General features: G+C 38.2%; 20 protein-coding genes and 1 pseudogene. 10 read left to right on the top strand and 11 right to left on the bottom strand.

Annotated features, from left to right (window positions below):
* Positions 1-116: 116 nt before the first annotated feature.
* The 3 genes from H6F39_RS01195 to H6F39_RS01185 all read left to right on the top strand — a co-directional run bounded on the left by H6F39_RS01195 (position 117) and on the right by H6F39_RS01185 (position 2,664).
* Positions 117-758 (top strand): hypothetical protein, encoded by a 642-nt coding sequence (locus H6F39_RS01195; RefSeq protein ID WP_028083111.1) that lies wholly within the window; start codon positions 117-119, stop codon positions 756-758.
* Positions 759-860: 102 nt separating this feature from the next.
* Positions 861-1,670 (top strand): pentapeptide repeat-containing protein, encoded by an 810-nt coding sequence (locus H6F39_RS01190; protein WP_137906439.1) that lies wholly within the window; start codon positions 861-863, stop codon positions 1,668-1,670.
* A 250-nt stretch (positions 1,671-1,920) separates the two neighbouring features.
* Positions 1,921-2,664: a DUF561 domain-containing protein gene (locus H6F39_RS01185; RefSeq protein WP_137906438.1), complete on the top strand. Its 744-nt coding sequence runs from the start codon at positions 1,921-1,923 to the stop codon at positions 2,662-2,664.
* Positions 2,665-2,729: 65 nt separating this feature from the next.
* Here the strand turns inward: H6F39_RS01185 and H6F39_RS01180 are convergent, their stop codons facing one another.
* Positions 2,730-3,878 (bottom strand): DegT/DnrJ/EryC1/StrS aminotransferase family protein, encoded by a 1,149-nt coding sequence (locus H6F39_RS01180; protein ID WP_190371067.1) that lies wholly within the window; start codon positions 3,876-3,878, stop codon positions 2,730-2,732.
* Positions 3,879-3,988: 110 nt separating this feature from the next.
* Here H6F39_RS01180 and fetB point away from each other — a divergent pair, with 110 nt between their 5' ends.
* Entirely contained in the window at positions 3,989-4,765 is a 777-nt protein-coding gene (gene fetB / locus H6F39_RS01175; protein ID WP_190396067.1) for an iron export ABC transporter permease subunit FetB, read from the top strand.
* A gap of 453 nt (positions 4,766-5,218) precedes the next feature.
* Here the strand turns inward: fetB and aroA are convergent, their stop codons facing one another.
* Both aroA and H6F39_RS01165 read right to left on the bottom strand, forming a co-directional pair.
* Positions 5,219-6,568 carry a 3-phosphoshikimate 1-carboxyvinyltransferase gene (aroA, locus tag H6F39_RS01170; protein WP_190371065.1) on the bottom strand — a complete coding sequence of 450 codons (1,350 nt, stop codon included), beginning with the start codon at positions 6,566-6,568 and terminating at the stop codon, positions 5,219-5,221.
* Between the two features lie 277 nt (positions 6,569-6,845).
* Complete coding sequence (locus H6F39_RS01165; RefSeq protein WP_137906434.1) at positions 6,846-7,484, bottom strand: IS607 family transposase; 639 nt, start codon at positions 7,482-7,484, stop codon at positions 6,846-6,848.
* 216 nt (positions 7,485-7,700) lie between these two features.
* Here H6F39_RS01165 and H6F39_RS01160 point away from each other — a divergent pair, with 216 nt between their 5' ends.
* Both H6F39_RS01160 and H6F39_RS01155 read left to right on the top strand, forming a co-directional pair.
* Positions 7,701-9,314, top strand: a complete 1,614-nt coding sequence (locus tag H6F39_RS01160) for an ABC transporter substrate-binding protein (protein ID WP_190396058.1) — start codon at positions 7,701-7,703, stop codon at positions 9,312-9,314.
* A gap of 318 nt (positions 9,315-9,632) precedes the next feature.
* Positions 9,633-10,658, top strand: coding sequence for an ABC transporter permease (locus H6F39_RS01155; protein WP_137906432.1), 1,026 nt, complete (start codon positions 9,633-9,635; stop codon positions 10,656-10,658).
* 327 nt (positions 10,659-10,985) lie between these two features.
* Here H6F39_RS01155 and H6F39_RS01150 read toward each other — a convergent pair whose 3' ends face one another.
* The 3 genes from H6F39_RS01150 to H6F39_RS01140 all read right to left on the bottom strand — a co-directional run bounded on the left by H6F39_RS01150 (position 10,986) and on the right by H6F39_RS01140 (position 16,374).
* Positions 10,986-14,054: a type ISP restriction/modification enzyme gene (locus tag H6F39_RS01150; protein ID WP_190396057.1), complete on the bottom strand. Its 3,069-nt coding sequence runs from the start codon at positions 14,052-14,054 to the stop codon at positions 10,986-10,988.
* A gap of 460 nt (positions 14,055-14,514) precedes the next feature.
* Positions 14,515-15,711 (bottom strand): site-2 protease family protein, encoded by a 1,197-nt coding sequence (locus H6F39_RS01145; protein ID WP_190396056.1) that lies wholly within the window; start codon positions 15,709-15,711, stop codon positions 14,515-14,517.
* Positions 15,712-16,125: 414 nt separating this feature from the next.
* The gene (locus H6F39_RS01140) at positions 16,126-16,374 is read right to left on the bottom strand and encodes a photosystem I reaction center subunit PsaK (protein WP_137906429.1); all 249 of its coding nucleotides are present in this window, start codon (positions 16,372-16,374) and stop codon (positions 16,126-16,128) included.
* Positions 16,375-16,518: 144 nt separating this feature from the next.
* Here H6F39_RS01140 and H6F39_RS01135 point away from each other — a divergent pair, with 144 nt between their 5' ends.
* Entirely contained in the window at positions 16,519-17,169 is a 651-nt protein-coding gene (locus H6F39_RS01135; RefSeq protein ID WP_190371061.1) for a phosphoribosylanthranilate isomerase, read from the top strand.
* Between the two features lie 59 nt (positions 17,170-17,228).
* On the opposite strand, the gene folE is transcribed toward H6F39_RS01135, so the two are convergent.
* From folE to H6F39_RS01110, 5 genes and pseudogenes are all read right to left on the bottom strand, one after another.
* Positions 17,229-17,936, bottom strand: a complete 708-nt coding sequence (gene folE / locus H6F39_RS01130; RefSeq protein ID WP_137906427.1) for a GTP cyclohydrolase I FolE — start codon at positions 17,934-17,936, stop codon at positions 17,229-17,231.
* A gap of 186 nt (positions 17,937-18,122) precedes the next feature.
* A pseudogene (locus tag H6F39_RS01125) lies at positions 18,123-18,272 on the bottom strand (SDR family NAD(P)-dependent oxidoreductase); the annotation flags it as partial.
* Between the two features lie 346 nt (positions 18,273-18,618).
* The gene (locus H6F39_RS01120) at positions 18,619-19,599 is read right to left on the bottom strand and encodes an acetyl-CoA carboxylase carboxyltransferase subunit alpha (RefSeq protein ID WP_137906426.1); all 981 of its coding nucleotides are present in this window, start codon (positions 19,597-19,599) and stop codon (positions 18,619-18,621) included.
* A gap of 180 nt (positions 19,600-19,779) precedes the next feature.
* Complete coding sequence (locus H6F39_RS01115; protein WP_137906532.1) at positions 19,780-20,799, bottom strand: long-chain acyl-[acyl-carrier-protein] reductase; 1,020 nt, start codon at positions 20,797-20,799, stop codon at positions 19,780-19,782.
* Between the two features lie 94 nt (positions 20,800-20,893).
* Positions 20,894-21,613, bottom strand: a complete 720-nt coding sequence (locus tag H6F39_RS01110) for an aldehyde oxygenase (deformylating) (protein WP_190371060.1) — start codon at positions 21,611-21,613, stop codon at positions 20,894-20,896.
* Between the two features lie 110 nt (positions 21,614-21,723).
* Here H6F39_RS01110 and H6F39_RS01105 point away from each other — a divergent pair, with 110 nt between their 5' ends.
* The 3 genes from H6F39_RS01105 to H6F39_RS01095 all read left to right on the top strand — a co-directional run bounded on the left by H6F39_RS01105 (position 21,724) and on the right by H6F39_RS01095 (position 22,847).
* Positions 21,724-21,939, top strand: a complete 216-nt coding sequence (locus H6F39_RS01105) for a hypothetical protein (protein WP_137906424.1) — start codon at positions 21,724-21,726, stop codon at positions 21,937-21,939.
* 296 nt (positions 21,940-22,235) lie between these two features.
* A complete protein-coding gene (locus tag H6F39_RS01100) occupies positions 22,236-22,499 on the top strand; it encodes a transporter suffix domain-containing protein (RefSeq protein ID WP_190396055.1) in 264 nt (87 codons plus the stop codon).
* A gap of 45 nt (positions 22,500-22,544) precedes the next feature.
* Complete coding sequence (locus H6F39_RS01095) at positions 22,545-22,847, top strand: 4a-hydroxytetrahydrobiopterin dehydratase (protein WP_028089056.1); 303 nt, start codon at positions 22,545-22,547, stop codon at positions 22,845-22,847.
* Position 22,848: the final 1 nt, after the last annotated feature.

Genomic DNA, 22,848 nt, shown 5'->3' with positions numbered 1-22,848 from the left:
TGTGAGTTATCAAGCAAGGAGTTGGGGGCTGAAATTACCCAATCAGTCCACTTTCACGGTAAACTCTTTATGTTGCAATAAAAGACATTTACCGTCATGACTGGAGAATTAAGACTTTGGGCATAGAACTACGCAGTTTCGTATTTCTAGACAACCTGCAACCTCAACACGCTGCATATATGGGAACAGTAGCCCAGGGTTTCTTACCATTACCAGGGGATACATCCTTATGGATTGAGATTTCCCCTGGTATCGAAATCAATAAGATTACGGACGTAGCCCTCAAATCTGCTTCTGTCCGTCCCGGAGTGCAAGTAGTAGAACGTTTATACGGACTTTTAGAGGTACATTCTGGCTCTCAGGGGGAAACACGAGCCGCTGGGGATGCGATTTTGGCGTTTTTGGGCGTGAAAAAGCAGGAATGTCTCAAACCCCGTGTGGTTTCTAGTCAGATTATCCGCAATATTGACGCGTATCAAACTCAATTGATTAACCGTACTCGTCGAGGACAACTGTTATTAGCAGGACAAACTCTGTACGTATTAGAAGTTGAGCCAGCAGCTTATGCGGCACTAGCAGCTAATGAAGCGGAAAAGGCAGCACAAATTAATATTCTGGAAGTTCAAGCTGTGGGTAGTTTTGGCCGACTTTATTTAGGGGGAACGGAACAGGATATTTTAGCAGGAGCAGCAGGAGCGTTAGCAGCAATTGAAAATTCACCTGGTAGGGAAAATCCTCAAGGTAAGCGGAACGAATAAACAGTTAAAAGTTAAAAATTAAAAGTTAAAGATTTTTTCTGATCATACAAATGAGGTATGAAACTCTTTAATTTTTGTTAATTTTTGAGCAAGGAGGAAAAAATGGCGAATCAACAACATCTTAATTTATTACGATCTGGGGCAGTTATTTGGATAGAATGGAGAAATCAACATCCTCAAGTTGAAATTGATCTTAGTGGTGCAAATTTATTAGGAGAAAACCTGCGAGGGGCAAATCTCGCAGGGGTAAATTTCAATCAGGTCAATTTAGCTCATGCTTTGTTAGTGCGAACTAATTTTAGTCAGGCAAATCTGAGTAATGCTATTTTTTATGAAGCTAAATTAATTGCAGCTAATTTGAGTCAAGCTAATTTGAGTATTGCTAATTTGAGTGGAGCAATTTTGACCGCAGCAAATTTAAGTTATGTAAATTTAATTGGTGCTGATTTAAGCGGAGCAAATCTAGAAAATGCTATGATTAATGATGCTAATTTAATTGGTACAAATTTTCAAAATGCTAATTTAAAAAATGCGGATTTATCAGGGTCAAAACTTATTCGTAGTCATCTCAGTTTTGCTAATTTAATGGCAGTTAATTTAATTACGGCTAATTTAAGTCAAGCTAATTTATATGAAGCAGAATTAATCAATGCTCAACTTTATCAAGCTAACCTACATCAAGCTAATTTAACTAAAGCTCATTTAGGAAACGCATTTTTATCTAAAGCTAATTTAACGGAGGCTAATTTAACAGAAACCGATTTAAGTTGGGCTAATTTAAAAGGTGCGAATTTAGCAGGTGCAAATTTGCAAGGTGCAACTATTAGGGGAGCAAATTTTCAGGGAGCAAATCTAAAAGGGACGATTTTAGAGGATAAATTAGAATTATTAACCCCAAAAAAATGCAATTAGAAGCAATGGAAAAAACCAGGTTATGATATAAGTTATGATCTAAAACTTAGGATGGACTGCATTAGATTACTCCCAGGGAAAATTATACAGGCGGGAGAAGTAACTATAGATAGAAAGTTGGCAAGTGATAAAGTGAACATAAATACTCTAGTATGCAACATTAATCGCCATCAATTTTTTTTCAAAATCAAATCTGGCCAGATTTGATGTAAAAATATTCCTACTGAAAGAAACTGCTCTCATAAAAATTATGACTATGTATCCTGATTTCCAACGTGCATTCGCCCATCCTGTGCTAAAAGTAATTAGCGGTTTGAATAACTTCAATGCTGCTAGTGTCGCTGCGACTGTTAAAGCCGCTGATTTGGGTGGTGCTACTTTTGTAGATATTGCTGCTGATGTAGATTTGGTAAAGTTGGCTAAAAGTTTGACTAAATTACCTATTTGTGTATCTGCTGTTGAACCGGAAAAATTTGTAACGGCTGTGGCTGCTGGCGCTGATTTGATTGAAATTGGTAATTTCGATTCTTTCTACGCTCAAGGGCGCAAATTTGAATCAGAGGAAGTTTTAGATCTAACTTACCAAACCCGTGCCTTGCTGCCTGAAATTACCCTGTCTGTAACCGTTCCCCATATCCTTACCCTAGATCAACAAGTACAACTAGCGGAAGATTTGGTAAAAGCCGGTGCTGATATCATTCAAACTGAGGGAGGTACTAGCAGTAACCCTATTCACCCCGGTACTTTGGGATTAATAGAAAAGGCTGCTCCCACCTTGGCCGCAGCTTATGAAATTTCCCGTGCGGTTTCTGTGCCTGTACTATGTGCTTCGGGTATTTCTAATGTTACCGCACCAATGGCGATCGCTTCTGGTGCAGCTGGTGTTGGTGTCGGTTCGGCTATTAACCAACTCAATAGCGAAATAGCCATGATTGCCGCTGTCCGTAGTTTAGTAGAATCCTTAGCTACTGTCAATACCCGAATATTTGCGTAATAACTAGGAGTCAGGAGTCAGGAGAATAAGGAAATTTCTCCCCTACTCCCATGTTCCCCGATAATTCAAGACAAACAAGATTTTAAGGTATCAATGACTTTATCTTGTTGTTCTTGGTCTAATTCGGGGAACATGGGTAAAGATAAAACTTCATGACAAACTTGTTCTGATACTGGCAATTGTCCGGGTTGATAACCTAAATTTTTATACACTGGCTGCAAATGTATGGGTAAGGGATAGTAAATCATAGAATTAACACCCTGTTCCTGCATTTGATTTTTCACCCAATCTCGATATTTACCACTTCCACCATTGCGTTCTACTCCAGATACCCGAATTGTATATTGATTCCAGACACTAACCCCTCCAGGAGATTCTTGGGGGGCTGTGATACCAGGAACTAGACTCAGGTGTTGATAATAATAATCAGCAATTTCCTTGCGTCTGTGATTCCAAATATCGAGATAGCGCAGTTTGATTTGCAGAATTACCGCTTGAATAGCATCTAAACGACTATTGACACCGATTTCTTCATGAATATATCTCACTTTACTACCATGTTCTCGCAAAACTCGTAATTGAGTAGCGATCGCTGGATCATTTGTGATTATTGCCCCACCATCGCCACAACCGCCCAGATTTTTAGTAGGGTAGAAACTGAAGCAACCAATATGGCCAATACTACCAACTTTTTGATTTTCCCAACTTGCACCAGTAGCTTGAGCGCAATCTTCAATTACTGCTAAATTATAGGATTGGGCAATTGCCATTAATCCTGTCATTTCTACAGGCAGTCCAAACAAATGTACTGGTATAATCCCTTTAGTTTTTGGTGTAATTGCTGCTTTTAGTTTCTCTACATCTAAATTAAACGTAGTGGCATCAATATCTACAAATACTGGTATTGCTCCTACAGCACTGATAACTTCTGTGGTAGCAAAAAAAGTAAACGGTGTAGTAATAACTTCATCACCTGCACCAATGCCTAAAGCCCGTAATGCTAAAAATAGAGCATCAGTACCAGAGTTACAAGCTACGCATTCACTGACACCATGATAAGCTGCAAACTGTTGTTCAAAATCTGTAACCGCTGGACCACCAATATAACGGCCAGAAGCCAGAACCCCTAAGACAGCAGCACTTACCTCAGTTTTAATGGTGGCATATTGTTGTTTAATATCAAAGGCGGGAATGGAATTTACACTTTTAATCATGAGTTTTTATTTTATTTGCGGACTTTGTTTGTGTATGCGATTTTTAATCGTCAGAACTGGTTACAGCTATAAGTTTGTCAAGTTTTCATTGGTTAAGAGGTACAGAAACTATGCCAGAGCTAATTAAACTGGATATGGTAGATTTGGCTTTAGCTATGGGCTTAATGGCCATTGCCATTGGTATATCGGCCTGGGAACAATTAGGGCTAGAATTAAATTTAAGTGTGGCTACTGGTAGAACTATCCTCCAACTCCTTGTACTGGGTTACATTTTTGACTTTATTTTTGCCCTGAATAATGTTTGGGCCGTAGTAGGGATTTTAGCAATAATTCTCACCATTACTGCAATTATTACTCGTAATCGCATCAGCCGAAAAATCCCCCAGGTGTTACCTTTGGTTGGGATAGCAATTTTTGTGAGTACGGCGTTAACATTGCTTTACACTAACTTTTTAATTATTCAACCAGATAAATGGTATGAACCCCGCTATTTGATTCCTTTAGCTGGGATATTGTTGGGTAATGCTATGAATGCTGCCGTAGTAGCGGGGGAGCGTTTGGTTACTACCATCAATCAATTTCCTACGGAAATAGAAACCCATTTAAGCTTAGGTGCAACTCCCGAACAGGCTATTAAACCCTACCGCAAAGAAGCTATTCGCGCCGCATTTATGCCGACTTTAAACCAAATGATGTTAATTGGTATGGTGACAATACCAACCTTCACCAACGGACAATTATTAGCCGGTGTCACACCTCTAGAGGCTGTATCCTACGAAATTTTAATTATTTTTATGGTAGCTGTCACAAACTTATTCACAACCATTTTAATTACTAAAGGCCTATGTCGGCAATTTTTTAATTCAGCAATGCAGTTAGTTAGGTAATGGATAATTAGGAATTACGCAATTGTGACACTAAAAAATCTGTTGTCAGGTGCGTCAGATATCAACAATTTGGTTATTTACAGCAGTTCCCGATATTATGAAGTACAGATATTAATAATAAAACTCTTGTGGTGCGGGCATCTTGCCCGCACAAGGTGTACCTCACTCAAAGCTACTTGCTGTAAGTAAGTGAACGGAAAAAAACCGACATAAGTAACGAAAAGTAACGAAAAGTAAAGTTACCTGTTACCTGTTACCTGTTACCTGTTACCTGTTACCTGTTACCTGTTACCTGTTACCTGTTACCTGTTACCTGTTACCTGTTACCTGTTCCCTGTTACCTGTTACCTGTTACCTGTTACCTGTTACCTGTTCCCTGTAACCTGTAACCTGTTCCCTGTTACCTGTTCCCTGTAACCTGTTACCTGTACCCTTTACCCTGTCCCTAAAAAATTATTGACAAATTTCCCTAAGTGTGCTGGTGAAATTGGGATAAGATATAGCCGCTGCTTCAGCGCGGTAAATAGTAGTTTTACCAGTAGCATTGAGAGCAGCTATACTCAAACTCATGGCAATACGATGATCTGTATGACTATCTACTTCAGCACCTATTAAGGGAGTACCACCAATAATTTCCATACCATCAGGTAACTCAGTAACTTTTGCACCCATTTTATTGAGTTGTTGTGCCATCACGGTAATGCGATCGCTCTCTTTAACTCGTAACTCCTCCGCATCTCTAATAATTGTTGTGCCTTGGGCAAAAACTGCTGCCACTGCTAAAATCGGAATTTCATCAATTAATCTGGGAATAATATCACCAGCAATGGTACAGCTTTTTAAACCACCGGAACGGACGCGGATATCAGCTACCGGTTCTCCTGCGACTTCCCGCTGATTTTCTAGTTGAATATCTGCTCCCATGAGTTCCAAGGCTTCTAAAATACCGGTGCGGGTGGGATTAACACCGACATTTTCCACTACCAGATTTGAACCAGGAACTATCGCACCCGCAACTAACCAAAAAGCCGCTGAACTGATATCACCAGGTACAATTACCTTTTGTCCATAAAGTTTCGCTCCACCAGTGATAGTAACGCTATTGCTGTCTGGATCTATACTTAATTCCGCTCCATAAGCTCTTAACATCCGTTCACTGTGATCTCGTGATAAAGCCGGCTCTGTGACAGTGGTTTTTCCCTCAGTGTTTAAACCAGCCAGGAGGATACAGGATTTCACTTGAGCCGAAGCAATGGGAGAATGATAATGAATCGGTTGTAAGGCTTGTCCTTGAATGGCTAGGGGTGCTAAAGTATTTCCTTTACGTCCCCAGATTTGCGCCCCCATTTGTTGTAGCGGTTTGACGACACGGGACATGGGACGCGATCGCAAAGAACTGTCGCCTGTGACTGTAAAAAATCGTCCTGGATGGGATGCTAATAACCCCAACATCAACCTCATGGTTGTTCCAGAGTTACCAGCATCTAAGACATCTATAGGTTCTTGGAAATTGCCCAAACCGATGCCTTTAACTGTGACTAATTCTGTATTTAATTCCGAAATTTCCGCACCTAAAGCCCGAAAACAGGCGGCTGTACTGCGGGGATCTTCCCCTAAAAGTAGCCCTTGAATTTGAGTTTCACCGTAAGCGATCGCACCTAACATTAAAGCTCGATGGGAAATAGATTTATCTCCAGGTACACGGATAATTCCCTGGAGAGATAGGCCAGCTAGGGGTGGCTGAATAATTAAGTGATCAGAAGAGTTTGCTTGAGTTTCTAAAGTAATCACAACAGCCGACATCAGGATATAATGGCTTTAAAATAGATATAAAAGCTCAAGAGCAACTTGATTAATTGTCACTATAGGCTTTCAATTTAGGATTTTACCGTCTTTTGGTAACTATTGCCGGCGTTGCATAATTGAACTATGTGAATTAAGTAGGTGGGCGTTAAAAATTGTCGTTGGGGCAAGGGAACAGGTGACAGGTGCTACGCCACGGGGACAGGGAACTCTTAACTGGAAAGATGTTTTGGACAACTTTACTTTTCGTTACTTATGTCGGTTTTTTTCCGTTCACCTACTTATATTCTTGGACAGCTTGAGAAACTTTGTCCAGTAGTTTCTTGTTCTTATCACTTTGCGAACCGTACAGTCTTGCAGAAAAAACAGTAATTAGTTCAATCATATCTGTTACCAATTCTTGCTCACAAGTAGTCTCTTCGATTGATTTATTGATAATTACAACTTGAGTTTCAAATTCTTCGCACATTGTAAAGACAATCTCAGATCCGAATCTAAGCAATCTATCTTTGTGAGTCAATACCAACCGACCAACATCACCTTGCATAATGCGTTTTAGTAGTTTCTGAAGTCCTTTTTTATTGTAATTAAGTCCCGATCCTAAATCAGATATGGTTTCAAATTGCCACCCGTTAGCACTGCTAAAAGCCTCTAGTACCTGTCTTTGTCTCGTTAAATCTTCTTTCTGGTCATTACTAGAAACTCGTGCATAATTAATAGTTATGCGGTCTTCTAGTTGATTAAAATCCCTTGGTGTAATTCTTGTTATGTCTGCTAAATAAAAACGTCTATGTCCACTTGGGCTACGCTCAAATCTCAATTTGCCAGCGTCAGCCCATCTTCGCACTGTTTTAACTGAAACGCCAAGTTTTTTAGCGGCATCTCCTATAGAAATTATCTTATGAGAGTCTTCCATAATTTGTCTATAATTAGGACTACTCCCAATATATAGACTTTACGCTAGTTTTGTCCAGACTTGGGTACAAATTATCTGGCTGTTTGTACTCCTTGAATTTTTCTCTCTCATTGCAGAAGGCAAAATTACTTTATATGGTACAATGACTGACTGCTAATTGAAAAGATTTTGACCATGATAACTTGGTGTTCTCTGTTAATACAACGGTGGGGTAGGATGACAAAATTCCTATCCTTATTCTGTTTATGTCTATTCTTGGTTGTTAGTTGTACTCCTAAACAACAAATAAATACACCATCATCTAGTATTGTTAATACTCCTGTAGGTGATGGTCGGATCACTATAGGAACAACGGCAAAACCAAGAACTCTTGATCCCGCTGATGCGTATGAATTATCATCCTTGAGTTTAATATTTAATATGAGCGATCGCTTATATAAGTATGAACCAGGTAGTACAGAGATTAAACCAGAATTAGCCACAGCATTACCTAAAGTTAGCGCTGATGGTTTAACTTATACTATTCCTATTCGCAAAGAGGTAGTATTTCATGATGATACTCCATTCAATGCCAAAGCAATGGAGTTTAGTATTCAACGTTTCATTGAAAATAAAGGTAAACCGTCCTTTTTATTATCTGATACCATAGCTTCAGTGAAAGCCACAGGAGAATATGAATTAACAATTAAACTCAAAAAACCCTTTGCAGCTTTTCCTTCCTTGTTAGCATTTTCTGGAGTTTGTGCAGTTTCACCAAAATCCTATGAAATTGGGCCTGGGAAATTTCAACCCAATACCTTTGTAGGGACTGGTGCTTATAAATTAGCTAACTATGGAACTGATTCTTTAAGATTTGATGTCTTTGATAAATATTGGGGAACAAAACCCGAAAATAAAGGTGTAAATGTCCAAATTCAAACCAGTCCAGTTAACCTATTTAATGCTTTTAAAACTGGTGCGGTAGACGTGGCTTACCTATCCTTACAACCAGACCAAATTCAGAGCTTAGAAGCAAGTGCTAAAAAAGGAGATTGGCAAGCAATTACCGCTCAAGGTAGTGTAGTTAGTTATATGGTGTTAAATCGTAATCAAAAACCTTTAGATAAAATAGAAGTGAGAAAAGCGATCGCATCATTAATTGATCGACCATTATTAAATAATCGGGTATTATTTTCCCAAGCTGATCCCCTTTATAGCATGATTCCCACAACCTTCAACGTTTCCCAACCATTATTTAAAGACAAATATGGTGATGGTAACTTTGAACAAGCCAAAAAATCCTTAATTGCGGCGGGTTTTTCCAAAGAAAATCCTGCTAAAGTCCAAGTTTGGTATCCCGCAAGTTCACCCACTCGCGGTTTAACTGCACAAACCCTAAAATCCCTGGCCGATACTAAAATGGATGGTATATTACAATTAGAAATTCAAAATGTAGAAGGCGCTACCTTCTTTAAAGAAATTTCCAAAGGTTCATATCCAGTCGCTTTACTTGATTGGTATCCAGACTTTTTAGATCCAGATAACTATGTACAGCCATTTTTAGCCTGTGAAAAAGGTTCAGTTACTAAAGGTTGTGAAATCGGTGGTAGTCAATCTCAGGGTTCATTCTATTATAGTGAAACCATGAATAAACTCATAGATCAACAACGCAAAGAACAAAATCCCCAAGCCCGGAAAAAAATATTTACTGACATTCAAACCCAAGTTTTAACTGATCTTCCTTATATACCCTTATGGCAAAATAAAGATTATGTATTTGCTCAAAAAGGCGTAAATAACGTTAAACTTGATCCCACCCAAAACCTGATTTATCAAACAATTAAAAAGTAGTTGTTCTCGTTCCCCGACTCCGGCTGGGAAAGCCATTTAAAAGCCATTTTAAAGCTCTGTCTCTTGTTAATTATATGATACAGCAGTTCCCAGTATTATGAAGTACAGATATTAATGATAAAACTCTTGTGGTGCGGGCATACTTCGACCAAACTCAGTACAAGTCTTGCCCGCATAAAGTGTATCTCACTCAAGCTGAACTTGCTGTAATATGTATAATATGATGCAGAGCCTCAAAACTGCATTCCTTGTCAGAGACCAGGAACGAGGTTTTTATGAATTTTGAAATTTTAATTAATGAATTTTTAATTAATAAATATGTCGCGTTCCAAAGCATTACAATATTACATAGTTTCTCGGTTACTATTTGCGCCATTGCAACTATTAACTATTATTACCATTGTCTTTCTTTTATTAAGAGCCACACCAGGAGATCCTGCTGATGCAATTTTAGGAGGAAGAGCGCCAGAAAGCGCGAAAGAAGAACTAAGAAAACAACTTGGTTTAGACTTACCAATTTGGTTACAATATCTCAATTATTTAGGTAACTTACTTCACTTTGATTTAGGAACTTCCTTAACCAGTCGCGGCCAAAATGTTGGCGAAATCATCGGTCAATATTTCCCAGCCACCCTAGAATTAGCCTTTGCTAGTATGGCCGTAGCCTTAATTGTCGGCGTTTTAGTTGGTACTATTTCCGCTTCCCGTCCGGGAACTATTTTTGATGTTAGCGGGCGTTTATTTGGGATTATTACTTATGCACTACCCATGTTTTGGGCGGGTATGTTATTACAATTAATTTTCTCAGTTCAACTCGGTTGGTTTCCCAATTCTAATCGCTTTCCCCCTAACCTTCCCGCACCCACAAATATCACTGGCTTATATACAATTGATAGTTTATTAAGTGGGAATTTAAGTCAATTTTTCATATCTTTACATCATTTAGCCTTACCAAGTTTAACTTTAGGAATTTTACTCAGTGGAATTTTTGAGCGCATTGTCAGAGTTAATTTAAAACAAACATTAAAGGCTGATTATGTAGAAGCCGCTAGAGCGCGGGGAATCTCTGAAAATAAGATTTTAGTCTCCCACGCCTTAAAGAATGCCTTAATCCCCGTAATAACCGTCCTAGGATTAACATTTGCTTCTTTATTAGGTGGAGCAATCTTAACAGAAGTCACATTTTCCTGGCCAGGTTTAGCAAATCGCTTATATCAAGCCATTTCTGACCGTGATTATCCCACAGTTCAAGGTGTGTTAGTATTTTTTGGTGCAATTGTTGTCACTGCGAGTATTTTAATTGATATTCTCAATGCTTATGTAGATCCGAGAATTAGATATTAATGAATATTAAGTAGGTTAGCATTAAAAATTGTCGTTATGACAAGGGAACAGGTAACAGGTAACAGGTAACAGGTAACAGGGTACAGGTAACAGGGTACAGGGTACAGGGTACAGGGTACAGGGTACAGGGTACAGGGTACAGGGTACAGGGTACAGGGTACAGGGTACAGGGTACAGGGTACAGGGTACAGGGTACAGGGTACAGTTTGGATATCCTCAATTTTCCAAATCCGACCAAGAAAAAGGCAATTCATTATTATCTGCGTTTATTTGCGTTCATCTGCGTTTAATTTTTGATATTTCATCCTGTACATCTTTTAATCCTGGTTATCCTGATTCAGACATTTCTCTAATTATTTTCATCGTTTCCACACTCACGGTACAAACTCTCATTAATAAATCTATTACCTGTTGTTTATAATCTGCGAAACGATAGGTATTGAATTTTTCCGCAATGGTGGGATCTTTTGGTTTTTTCTCTTTATATTGATCTAATATCCATTCTAAAGCACTACGATTACCTAACATATATTCCCACGCGATTTTAGGAATGTTTGATAATGTGGTGACATCATCTAAGATGATACTATCTTTGGTTTTGTCTGCTTTCAATTTAACTTTAATAGTTTTCTGACGTTCCCTGAGCGAAGTCGAAGGGGTGTCTTTTAAGGGAATATCAAGACGGGTTAGGTTATAAGGTGTAACTGTTTCATAGTTAATATGAATTTCCATGAGTTGTTTTCCCCAATTAACCCATTTTCGGAAGTTTTCATAATAGGGTAAGCGGGGAAATTCCCGTTTTAGGTTGAGTTCGTATTTGGTGCGATAAGCTGGGTTATGTAGGACTGCGTAGGTATAATGAAAGATGTCTATTTTGGTAATTGTTTCATCTTGGTAATGGGTTTGAATTTGTTTTAGTCCCCAGTCGGTTATGTTATCAATGCGTTTTCCTTCTTTGTCGTAAGTATATAATGCAAAACAACTAGATCCTCTTGCACAAAAATTCAAATCACATAAAGTATTAATAGCTAAAACAAGAATATCAGTCTGTTCATTATTCGCAAAACAAATAACATGATTGTTAGAACTTTTTTTAGGGAAAAATAAATGCTGTGAACCTTTTATATCAATGGGAATATAACTAAAATAGATATATCTCTTTACGAAAGGTCTATAATGGGATTCTCTTAAATCTTCTTGATTAAAAATATCTGTTTTTTCTTTTCTTAATTTATCTCTTTTTATCATTTTACTCCATTTAATTAAATTTCTTTCACTAAGAAATTTATCTAAAACAGGATTAGATTCTTGCTTTATATCTTGATATTTGTTATCTTTTTTATATTGAATCCATCTTTGAACCTCATAATTATATTCATCAATAAAGAATATACTTTTATTTTCTAAATTCTCTAAATCAGTATCATATACCCATTCATCTCTATTAGTAGCGACTCCATTAGAACATACCTCAAAAATAGATTTATTCTTTTTATCAGCTATAGAAATTAGATCATCAAAATCATTATCAGTTAAATCAATCCAGTTATTTTGATGATCAGGTTTAATATGTTCAAAAGCAAAACAATCAAATTTAGTTTTTCCTAAAAAATCAAGTTTTTCTTGTGCTGAATTAAAATTTTCAGTATTACAATACATAATTTTGCAAGGTAGCTTATTTTTGGATTTTATTTTAATCATAAAGGTAATAGCAACGCCAGTAATAATGTTAAAAACATTACCTGTTGTATCACCTTCTCTAATATCTCCACCTAAGTCTATTATATAAATATAATCAAATTCGTTGATTAAACTTTTTCTAAACCCATCAAAGCCTTTTGCATTAATGAAAGATGAATTAGTAATAAAAGCAATAATTCCATTATCTCCTAGTCTATCAGTAGCCCATCTAAAAAAACGAGAATACATATCATAAACTTTAGTTTTTTGTGCTGTACTTTCCTTAACATAAGTAGCCTTAATTAACTTATCTATTTCTGAGTATGCACGATTTTTGTTATTATCATTTTCATTCTGTTGATTTGCATTATAAGGAGGATTACCAATAATCACAGAAATAGTTCTATCATTCTGTCTTTTGATTCTCGCAGTATTCTCCACAGTCATAGCAAACAAATCCAATTGCTTACCCTCAAAAGAGGTATTATCCAAAGTATCCACAAAACAAATATTTTCAAACTCCTCATACACCCCCATTTTCTGCTTATAGGTAAATTCAATATTCAAATTCGCAATATAATAAGGTAAAATAGCCACCTCATTACAATGAATCTCATGTTTATATTTGTGCTGTAAACTATGGGTTGGTAAATAATCAATTAACTCCGTAATAAAAGTCCCCGTTCCCGTCGCAGGATCTAAAATCTCCACATCTTTATCTGCTAACAACTTTCCAAAATGTTTATGTACTAAAAAATCTGTACTCTCTATCATAAACCGGACAATTTCATTCGGAGTATAGACAATTCCTAACCTATCCGCAGCTTTGGGATTATAAGCTTTATAAAAGTTCTCATACAATGCTTTGAGAAACTTCTGTTTTTCTTGATGATTAACAATATTCGCAGCAGTGCGTCTAATTACTGCATAATATCTTTCAATACTTCCTAAAGTATTTCTCTTTAAACTTCCAGTAAAAAAGGTGGAAATTACCCCTTGTAATTCCCGCGCAACGTTATTTTCTTGATGAAATTGTGACTCACTAAATATATTGATAAAGATGTCTTCTGTTAAAATATGTTGGATGATCATTTCCTGAATATCTAACAAAGTAATTTCAGGATTTATGGACTTTTGACAAATATTAAAAAACTTATCTCTGGCGTTTTCAAATAATATATTATTACCCTCTTGACATTTTATCAACTTTCTGAGAGAATCTAAAATAATGGGTAAATCCTGCCTAAATGTATCTATTGCTTCCCGAAAGTCCCGCACTTCAGGACGGACATAATTAATAAAGTTATTAATAATACTATCTACCGCGTCAGCATCGCCCATAGTCACGCGCTGGGTTTCTTGTCCAGATTGAATTAAAACCGCAGTTTGAGAGTCTTCAAATAGTATATTACTATCGGGATAACCTTTATTTAATTTTTTTTCTATTTCCTCGTCTAATTTGTCGTATTGGTCTTTACTTTCCCAGTAACCCCAATCTAAACGCAAAGCATCTTTGATTGTCCCGTCGGGATAAACAATTTTCCCGTTTGGTAGTTTGTAATCTAGTTCGGGAATGAGGAGAAAATCACGGGGTTTACAATATTCGTTTAAGAGGTTTTGGAAAGCGACGCGAATGGATGTTTCTTTGCGAGAACCACCATATTGAATGATTTTTTCTACTTCCGCTTGGTATTGAGTAACGAGGAGTCTGGACATAGTTGAAAAATTGATATAGTAAAAATTGATATTGATATAGTCATGGAGTATTTATATTTTAATCATAGCATTTTCTGGTCAGAATCAGGATGTAATTGATCCTAAAAATCCTGAAAATCCTCAAATCCTGGTTATCCTGATGCAGACAATTTCTTTTTTTTATCGAACCACAGAGAACACAGAGAAAATGTCAAAATTATCTGCGTTTATTTGCGTTGATCTGCGTTTAATTTTTGATATTTCATCCTAAAAATCCTTAAATCCTGGTTATCCTGATGCAGACAATTTCTTTTTTTTATCGAACCACAGAGAACACAGAGAACACAGAGAACAAAGAGAACAAAGAGAACAAAGAGAACAAAGAGAAAATTATCTGCGTTTATTTGCGTTGATCTGCGTTTAATTTTTGATATTTCATCCTGAAAATCCTTAAATCCTGGTTATCCTGATGCAGACAATTTCATTTTTCCACAGATTTCGCTATCATCCCTAATTGTAAACCGGGAGGAAAATTACCCTCTTCCTTAATTCTTTTGATTTCCGATGAAGTAATAGGTAAATTTAACCTTTGTGCTAATGCTTGAACAATGTCCCCCCTATCAATAATTCCAGCAACAGTATCAGCAGGAGAAAGAACGGTAATTCGGGGTAACTGTTCAGCTTCCAGTTTATTAATTACCTCCGCTAAAGAAGTAGATTCCACAACAGTTGGAATTGCTGTTAATGGATGAACAATAGTTTGTAAAGTTTGATTTTCCCATTCACTTCTTTCCGTAGTTCGCAAATCATTAATCCCCACCAAACCGCGATAACGACCATCAGCAGCAGCAAAATAAACTTCAGGTACAGTCGTTTCTAAAAGATATAAATCAGCGAATTGTCGCAAAGTTTGATTAGCATCAACAACCCGAAAATTACGAGTCATAGTATCAGCTGCTACTAGATTTAGTAGCGTTTCCTGCAATGTAGTTAAACGGTCATAACTGTTAGCATTGCGAACCGCAAACCAGCCAATCAAAACCACCCATAAACCCGTGATAAATTCCCCAGTCAAAAAATCAATAATAAACCCTAAAGCGATCGCACTGTAACCTAAAATTTGTCCAGACCTTGCAGCCCAATGTACTGCTTGAAAACGGTTTCCTGTAATTTTCCATAAAGCAGCTTTTAAAACCTGTCCTCCATCCAAAGGTAAACCAGGAATTAAATTAAATAAAGCCACAACCAAGTTAATTCTCGATAAATCTCCCGTCATTTCATTCAGGAGGTTACTATCAGGAATTACAGTCGCTATTAGACCCAGTAGAAAAAATAGAATCACACTTACCGCAGGACCTGCGATCGCTACCTGAAAAGCCAGTCCTGGAGTTTCCGATTCCTCCTCAATGGCCGCAACTCCCCCAAACAAAAATAAAGTAATAGAATTAACTTTAATTCCCTGGAATTGTGCCACCAAACTATGTCCTAATTCATGCAGCAACACGGAAACAAATAACAGCAGTGCCATAATTAAACCAGCACCCCAACCCGCGACAGTCCCCCATTGTTGGTAAGTTAAACCAAAATTGAGAGTTGTTAACCCCAAAATTAGAAACCATAAGGGGTCTAAAAACAAAGGAATGCCAAATAAAGAACCTATTTGCCAATTTGTTTGCATTATTAGATATTTCCAGAAATTTTTTTATAGTCAGAAATGTAGGTATAAGTAGGTGAACGGAAAAAAAACGACATAAGTAACGAAAAGTAAAGTTGCCCAAAACCTCTTCCCAGTTAAGAGTTCCCAGTTAAGAGTTCCCTGTTCCCTGTCCCCGTGGCGTAGCACCTGTTACCTGTTACCTGTCACCTGTTACCTGTTACCTGTTCCCTTGTCATAACGACAATTTTTCACGCCAACCTACTTAACTCTAGGATAGACAATTTCCCGATTTTGATCACTATAGAGAAAGCCATATATCCGTTTCAACCCCCGACTTCTCTGAGAAGTCAGGGAGATCAATATCTTATCTTGTTCAAAAAAGCAACAAGTAAATTCATTACCTATTGCTGATGACAAAAAAGAATATTAATCCAATTACAAACGACCAATGTTAGTCAGTCCTAACACAATACCAATACCAATTACATGACCAAAAGCCATTGCCCCAATGAATCCTGGTACACTTACAGGTAATATAGGCATCCCAGGTCCAACTTTAGCAGATTTCAGTGCAAAAGTGAATAAAAGCACAACTGCGCTGCTGGCGCTGATAATGATGCCTACTGTAGGACTCCACACCGGTGTAACAGGAACAGATGCTGCGGCTAATAAGATTGATGACATGAAGGTGTGTTCTCCTCAATGAAAAAATGAATATTACAGAATTATAAAATTACATCAGACAAAGCAAAACTTTTTAAGTTAAATTAATATACATTTGTGATTATTTGTAACTTTTCAGATATTAAGCCTTTGCTTCACTATTAAATGCGTGTTAAAATTTGCGGCATTACTCAACCACAGCAGTCTATAGCCATAGCGTCCCTGGGTGCAACTGCACTAGGATTTATCTGTGTTCCTGATTCTCCTCGTTACGTTACTATAGCTCAAATTCAGACCGCTATTACTCCCATTTCCCAAAATATTGATAAAATCGGCGTTTTTGCCAATACCACTATTTCAGAAATTAGTCAAGTAGTTACGGAGTCTGGTTTGACTGGTGTGCAGTTACATGGAGAAGAAACACCAGAATTTTGCCATCAATTACGTCAATTTCTCCCCCAAGTAGAAATTATCAAAGCTTTCCGAGTCCGCAGTTTAGAGCATCTACAAACCACCAGAAATTACACCGATTATGTAGATACTCTACTACTTGATGCTTACCATCCACAACAACTAGGAGGAACAGGACAAACTTTAGATTGGTATCAGTTAAATCAGGAATTTAGCCCCAGTCTTCCTTGGTTTTTAGCGGGAGGACTCACACCAGATAATATTTTGACTGCGTTAGCGCAGATTAAACCCAATGGTATTGATTTATCCAGTGGTGTCGAACACTCACCAGGTCACAAAAATTTAGCTAAAGTGGCTTTATTGTTTGAAAGGCTTGCTAATTGGCCAGTAGTCAGTAGTCAGTAGTCAGTGGTAATGGGAAAATTTTTGTTACCTATTACCCATTACCCATTACCCATTCTTCACTAAAAGAAGGACGCTTGGTGACGAATCAAGTTGAAAAATTCCTCACGAGTTTTTTGTTCTTCTTGGAATACACCCACCATGGAACTAGTCACTGTCCAAGAACCGGGTTTTTGCACTCCGCGCATCACCATACACATATGACTAGCTTCCATGACCACAGCAACACCTTTGGGTTCGAGAACTGTTTGCAGTGCTTCCGCAATTTGTCGAGTTAGTCTTTCTTGGACTTGCAATCTACGAGAATACATCTCAACAATCCGCGCTAATTTACTTAATCCTACAACCTTTTGATTAGGAATATAGGCAACGTGCGCCCTACCCATAAAAGGTAACATATGATGTTCACACAAGCTAAAGAAGTTAATATCTCTAACCAGTACCATCTCATCATGTCCTTCATCAAATATCGCACCATTGATGAGGTCTTCTAGGGATTCATTGTAGCCACTAGTGAGAAACTTCATAGCTTTAGCTACACGCTTGGGCGTTTTCAGAAGTCCTTCTCGTTCAGGATCTTCCCCTACTCCCACTAGCATTGTCCGTACAGCTGCCATCATTTCATCCATTGTTTCCTCAGATGGTGGATGTATTTCTGCTGCTTTACCACCGTGAGTGTTGCGGTCTGGTCGAACATTGATAGTTTCTGCTAAATCAGGAATCAGGGGAGATTGAAAGCGATTAGAACCGTTTGAACCAGCGATAGTCATGATTAAATTTTAGTAGTTAGTCAGTGGTCAGTGGTCAGTCGTCAGTGGTCAGTGGTCTGTTGTCCGTTGTCAGTTGTCTGTTGTCCGTTGTCAGTTGTCAGTTGTCAGTTGTCAATTATCATTCATAGAGATAAATAACGAAATCACCAATTAGAAAACAGAAGGTTTCACCTTCCACTTTTAATGTGCGGCTTTAGCTACGGACTCTAATTTATCTTGAGAACGGCTGACTAATGCTACATCTATCCCAGCTTTGGCATAAGCTAAAGCTGTTGCTGTCCCAATTCCGCTACTATCCCCAGTCATCAAAGCCCGTCTTTTTTGCTCAAAATTCATGATATTTGCCAACTTTTTGCCAGTGCTGTGAGCCAACAGCTACTTATAAAATCAAGTAAATACAAATGCTTATAGCTGAGAGGATTGTTAAAAATCTTGAAGCAGCCATAGGCAATTATAGCATTACTGTAATTCTATGGGATTGTCTTGAATTTTTTTAGCTTCACCAGCAGCAGCCGCTCATTTACCTATCAGGGAGATAAATAATATTAAGACTTACGCAAATGTCACACTAAAAAATCTGTTGTAGGGTACGTCAAATATCAACAGCACCCTACCAATGTCCCAGTTGCCTAAGTCCTGGTTATGTTATGCGGCTGATCACCTTGGGATAGCTGTAAGTATTTCACTGAGCAAGTTCTGTAAAAACACCAATATTACGGAATTTATCATAACGGAGTTGGCGACGTTCAGCGGGGGTGAAACGGTTAAGTTTATCTAAGTTTTCTACCAAGGCTTGTTTCAAATTAGTAGCCGCTGTTAATGGGTCAGAATGTGCGCCACCCAAAGGTTCAGGAATAATTTCATCAATAATTCCCAAATTTTTCAGATCATGGGAGATAATTTTTAAGGCTACCGCTGCTTGGGGAGATTTACTGGCATCTTTCCACAAAATTGCAGCACAAGCTTCCGGGGTAGCAACTGTATAAACTGAGTGTTCAAACATCAGTAAATGATCGCCAACACCAATACCCAACGCCCCACCGGATCCACCTTCACCAATAACTGTACAAATAATGGGTACGTCAAAGCAGAACATTTCCCGCAAGTTATAGGCGATCGCTTCTCCTTGTCCCTGGTGTTCCGCTTCTATGCCCGCCCAAGCCCCAGGAGTATCAATAAAGCTCAAAATTGGCATATTAAACTTATTGGCGTGTTCCATGAGCCGCAGAGCCTTACGGTAGCCTCCAGGCGCAGCCATACCAAAGTTCCGGGCAACGTTATCTTTGGTATCCCGACCTTTTTGATGTCCTAACATCATTACCGGTTGTCCAGCCAAACGGCCGACACCACCCACTAAAGCGGGATCATCTCCGCCACAGCGATCGCCGTGTAACTCCATCCACTCATCACTGATAGACTGAATATAGTCTAAAGTGCTAGGTCGGCGAGGATGACGAGCTACTTGTAGTCGTTGGGATGGTGTCAGACTACTAAAAATCTCCTCCCGCAACTGCATAGCCCGTGCTTCCAGTTGGCGAATTTGTCCGGAAACATCAACACCATTCTCTTCAGCTAGTTGGCGAATTTGCTCAATTCGAGTGGCCAATTCTGCTAAAGGCTTTTCAAAATCTAATAGTAGCGGTTTACGCTCAGTTGTTGCCATATTAAGGGAATAGGGAATAGGGAATAGGGAATAGGGAATAGGGAACTCTTAACAGGGAATAGGGAATAGGGAACAGGGAACTCTTAACAGGGAATAGGAAAACCAGGAGAATATTTATCTTTGCCTCTTGCCTCTTGCCTCTTACCCCTTGCCTCTTGCCTCTTGCCTTTTGCCTTTTGACTAAACTACCAATGGTCTAAAACCGTGTTTGATAGACACTCGACCAATTTGCTCCATTTTGTCTACGGTAATCTGATTACGACCCCAAGAAAAGTTTGTATATAACTTCTCAAATTCCAGTAGCATTGACTCGGCAAAACAAGCAAATAATTGACGGCCTGGTACATCCATATTGACAATTTTCATAATTTTCCAGTCAATATCTAGGGAATGCTCCACAATGCCACCATTTAACACATATACCCCCGGATGCTGGATTTTTGTGCCTAAGTTTTTAGGATAACCACCATCAATTAATAGACAGGGTTGCTTTAATGTGGTTGGATCAATTTCTACGCCTTTGGGCATACTAGCCACCCAGACGACAATATCCGCTTCGGGTAATGCCTCCTGTAACCCCATTATTTTACCCCGTCCTAGTTCTGCTTGTAGTTCTTGCAAACGTTCTTGATTTCTGGCAATTAATAGCAATTCTTGGACATCTGTTTTTTTATCTAACCAGCGGGTTACTGCGCTACCAATATCCCCCGTCGCCCCACACACAGCCACAGTTGCTTGGGATAATTCAATTCCTAGTTTTTGGGATGCTGTTTCTACTTGCTTGCAAATAATGTAAGCTGTATGAGTATTGCCTGTAGTAAAGCGTTCAAACTCTAGATTAATATTGCGAACTTGTTTAAACTGTTCTAAATTAAAGTTTTCAAAGATAATTGAGGAAAATCCCCCCAAAGCTGTAATATCAATGCCATGCTTTTGTGCATGAGCCATAGCGTTGAGGATTTTGCGTGTTGCGGCTTTAATCCGCCTATTAGCCAGCATTTCCGGTAAAAAACAAGATTCTACATACTTTCCTTCTATTTTCTGTCCCGTAATACTGGTGACAGTGATATGATCAACTATTTGTGGCGGGGCGCTACACCAAAAGTCTAGCCCTTGATCGGCATATTCTGGATATCCCAATTCTTGAGCTACTGATTGAGCGTGTTCTAAACTAGTCAGATGTCCAATTAAACCAAACATGGAGTGATATATTAGGCGTGTGCTGTCGTGCAAAACTTGGGAATTATTCAGCAATCCTCCGGGGTAACGAAATTGTCACCCCTATGGTTAGTATTTAAGCAGTTGCGAGTCCGTAAGCAGAAAGACGCATGATGTCACGGGTGGTAAAGCCTATGTTACTTAATGCTTCGCCATATTGAATCATGAAGTCTTCTACTAGAGCGTCTTTTTCCATTGCTAGAACTTTGGCATCGTCTGCTACTTCATTCAGCATTTTCCAGACAATGGGCAGATTTTGACGGTTTGCTTGCTCTAATTCAGCCTTGGATTCTGTAAAGTTTTTTTGCAGCCACACCTCACCAAAGTTAAGATGACTGTATTCTTCTTTGACAACTCCTTCTGTAATTTTCTTGGCAAAGTCGTCAGCCACGGGAATATATATGTTATAGGCTGCGATCGCAAAACATTCAATAATTAAAGATTGAATTAGCAAACAAGTAACTATTTTACCTTCTGCTGCTGCGGTTTGGAAGTTTTTGTGCAATCCTGAGAAAAACTCCTTGGCAAATTCCAGATCTGGAGTTACTTTTAAATTCTTTCCACAGGCTTCAAATCCCTTTTTGTGGCGACTTTCCATTTTTGACAGGCGAATTAATTCCTCTGCTTGTGCCGGTAATAGTTGAGATAATGTTATGTAATTTTCGTGGGCTTCTTGTTCCCCTTCAATGACGATAGCATTAATGCGGCTATAAGCATCTTTATATACTTCACTTTGGAAATCAATTTCTTCACTTTGGACATCAATTTCTTTGACCTGGTCTAAAATCTGCTGCATATTCTGTATTACTCCGTTAACCCTACTCATTGGATACAAAAACTTAACTTGCCCGATAAAATTGGGGATAATGATCACTGTGATTTAATTTAACTTAACAAGGAACTATAGTGATTAGATTAGTTTTTACTGATGTTTTAGTACCAGAAAAACAAATACATGAAGTCATAACCAATGTCCAAGCTAAATTGGAATCTCAAAAATGCCAATTTTTTAAGCCTGTTAGTGGTGCTAACAGGTGTATTTATCGTTTTCCTGCCGCTAATTGTGATTTTCTCCACATTTCTGGGAGTTTAGGTAACAAAAGCAGCGATTTTCCCCAGTAATTGGACTCTAGCCAATTATCGGGCGCTATGGAAAGAAAGTTTTGACTGGCCTTTACTAATTCTACCTTAGTAGCGATCGCAGTTTAAGTTAATTCAGATTTTATAGCCTTTACTATTTCAACTGCGGTGTCAAAATAAGTAATTAAACGCAGATAAACGCAAATATGCGCGGATAAATCTGTATTTCAGCCAAATAGGAATTGACTAATTAGACATCTCCAGATCGGAGTTTTGATAAAAAATAGATTATTCTCTATACTGAGTTAAATATAATTTTATTTAAAAAAACATAAAATATGCAAAATCTAGGTTTAATTTTAATCATTATCTCATTTTCTCCCTGGTTAGCCATCGCTGTCATTGTACCATTTTTACCGATTTCCCTGGCTCAAAAAGCCCTATTAGTACCAGCTTTATTAGTCTTGGACGAAGTTTTGTTTTGGCCAGGGGTGCTGTTGGTGGGAAAAGAAGTGGTGCAAAAGTATAGCCGTTATTTCAGTTTTCGCTATTTGCGAATATTACTCAAAAGATGGAAGCACAAAAATCGCCAAAGATGGTAATTAGATAGAATAGCGATTGATAAAATCCCTGTGTAGGTTAGGAAAATGGCAGCACGAAAATTGAACGAAACTGAACTAACACTAGCTCTCAAGAGTTTACCAGGATGGCAAATCAAAGATGGCAAATTGTACAAAGAATATAAATTTAACTCTTTTGCAACTGCCTTAGGTTGGATGGTTAGTGTCGGTATTTATGCGGAAAAAATGGGACATCACCCGGAATGGTTTAATGTTTACAACACTGTTATAGTTGATCTTACTACCCACGATATTGGTAATGCTATCAGTAATTTAGATGTTGAACTTGCTAAAAAAATGGATGAATTAGCAGCACCGCTGTTACCCTAAA

Origin of the sequence: Dolichospermum sp. FACHB-1250, from assembly GCF_014696335.1 — a bacterium.
Lineage (GTDB): Bacteria > Cyanobacteriota > Cyanobacteriia > Cyanobacteriales > Nostocaceae > Dolichospermum > Dolichospermum planctonicum.
This window is presented reverse-complemented; position numbering and strand designations above follow the sequence as displayed.

Bases quoted from the DNA above. Each gene is read 5' to 3' on its own strand.
- H6F39_RS01180 (WP_190371067.1), bottom strand. From the start codon at position 3,878: ATGATTAAAAGTGTAAATTCCATTCCCGCCTTTGATATTAAACAACAA.
- H6F39_RS01110 (WP_190371060.1), bottom strand. From the start codon at position 21,613: ATGCAGCAGATTTTAGACCAGGTCAAAGAAATTGATGTCCAAAGTGAA.
- H6F39_RS01150 (WP_190396057.1), bottom strand. From the start codon at position 14,054: ATGTCCAGACTCCTCGTTACTCAATACCAAGCGGAAGTAGAAAAAATC.
- H6F39_RS01115 (WP_137906532.1), bottom strand. From the start codon at position 20,799: ATGTTTGGTTTAATTGGACATCTGACTAGTTTAGAACACGCTCAATCA.
- H6F39_RS01165 (WP_137906434.1), bottom strand. From the start codon at position 7,484: ATGGAAGACTCTCATAAGATAATTTCTATAGGAGATGCCGCTAAAAAA.
- H6F39_RS01100 (WP_190396055.1), top strand. From the start codon at position 22,236: ATGCAAAATCTAGGTTTAATTTTAATCATTATCTCATTTTCTCCCTGG.
- H6F39_RS01160 (WP_190396058.1), top strand. From the start codon at position 7,701: ATGACAAAATTCCTATCCTTATTCTGTTTATGTCTATTCTTGGTTGTT.
- fetB (WP_190396067.1), top strand. From the start codon at position 3,989: ATGCCAGAGCTAATTAAACTGGATATGGTAGATTTGGCTTTAGCTATG.
- H6F39_RS01135 (WP_190371061.1), top strand. From the start codon at position 16,519: ATGCGTGTTAAAATTTGCGGCATTACTCAACCACAGCAGTCTATAGCC.
- H6F39_RS01190 (WP_137906439.1), top strand. From the start codon at position 861: ATGGCGAATCAACAACATCTTAATTTATTACGATCTGGGGCAGTTATT.
- aroA (WP_190371065.1), bottom strand. From the start codon at position 6,568: ATGTCGGCTGTTGTGATTACTTTAGAAACTCAAGCAAACTCTTCTGAT.
- H6F39_RS01095 (WP_028089056.1), top strand. From the start codon at position 22,545: ATGGCAGCACGAAAATTGAACGAAACTGAACTAACACTAGCTCTCAAG.
- H6F39_RS01185 (WP_137906438.1), top strand. From the start codon at position 1,921: ATGACTATGTATCCTGATTTCCAACGTGCATTCGCCCATCCTGTGCTA.
- H6F39_RS01145 (WP_190396056.1), bottom strand. From the start codon at position 15,711: ATGCAAACAAATTGGCAAATAGGTTCTTTATTTGGCATTCCTTTGTTT.
- folE (WP_137906427.1), bottom strand. From the start codon at position 17,936: ATGACTATCGCTGGTTCAAACGGTTCTAATCGCTTTCAATCTCCCCTG.
- H6F39_RS01120 (WP_137906426.1), bottom strand. From the start codon at position 19,599: ATGGCAACAACTGAGCGTAAACCGCTACTATTAGATTTTGAAAAGCCT.
- H6F39_RS01140 (WP_137906429.1), bottom strand. From the start codon at position 16,374: ATGTCATCAATCTTATTAGCCGCAGCATCTGTTCCTGTTACACCGGTG.
- H6F39_RS01155 (WP_137906432.1), top strand. From the start codon at position 9,633: ATGTCGCGTTCCAAAGCATTACAATATTACATAGTTTCTCGGTTACTA.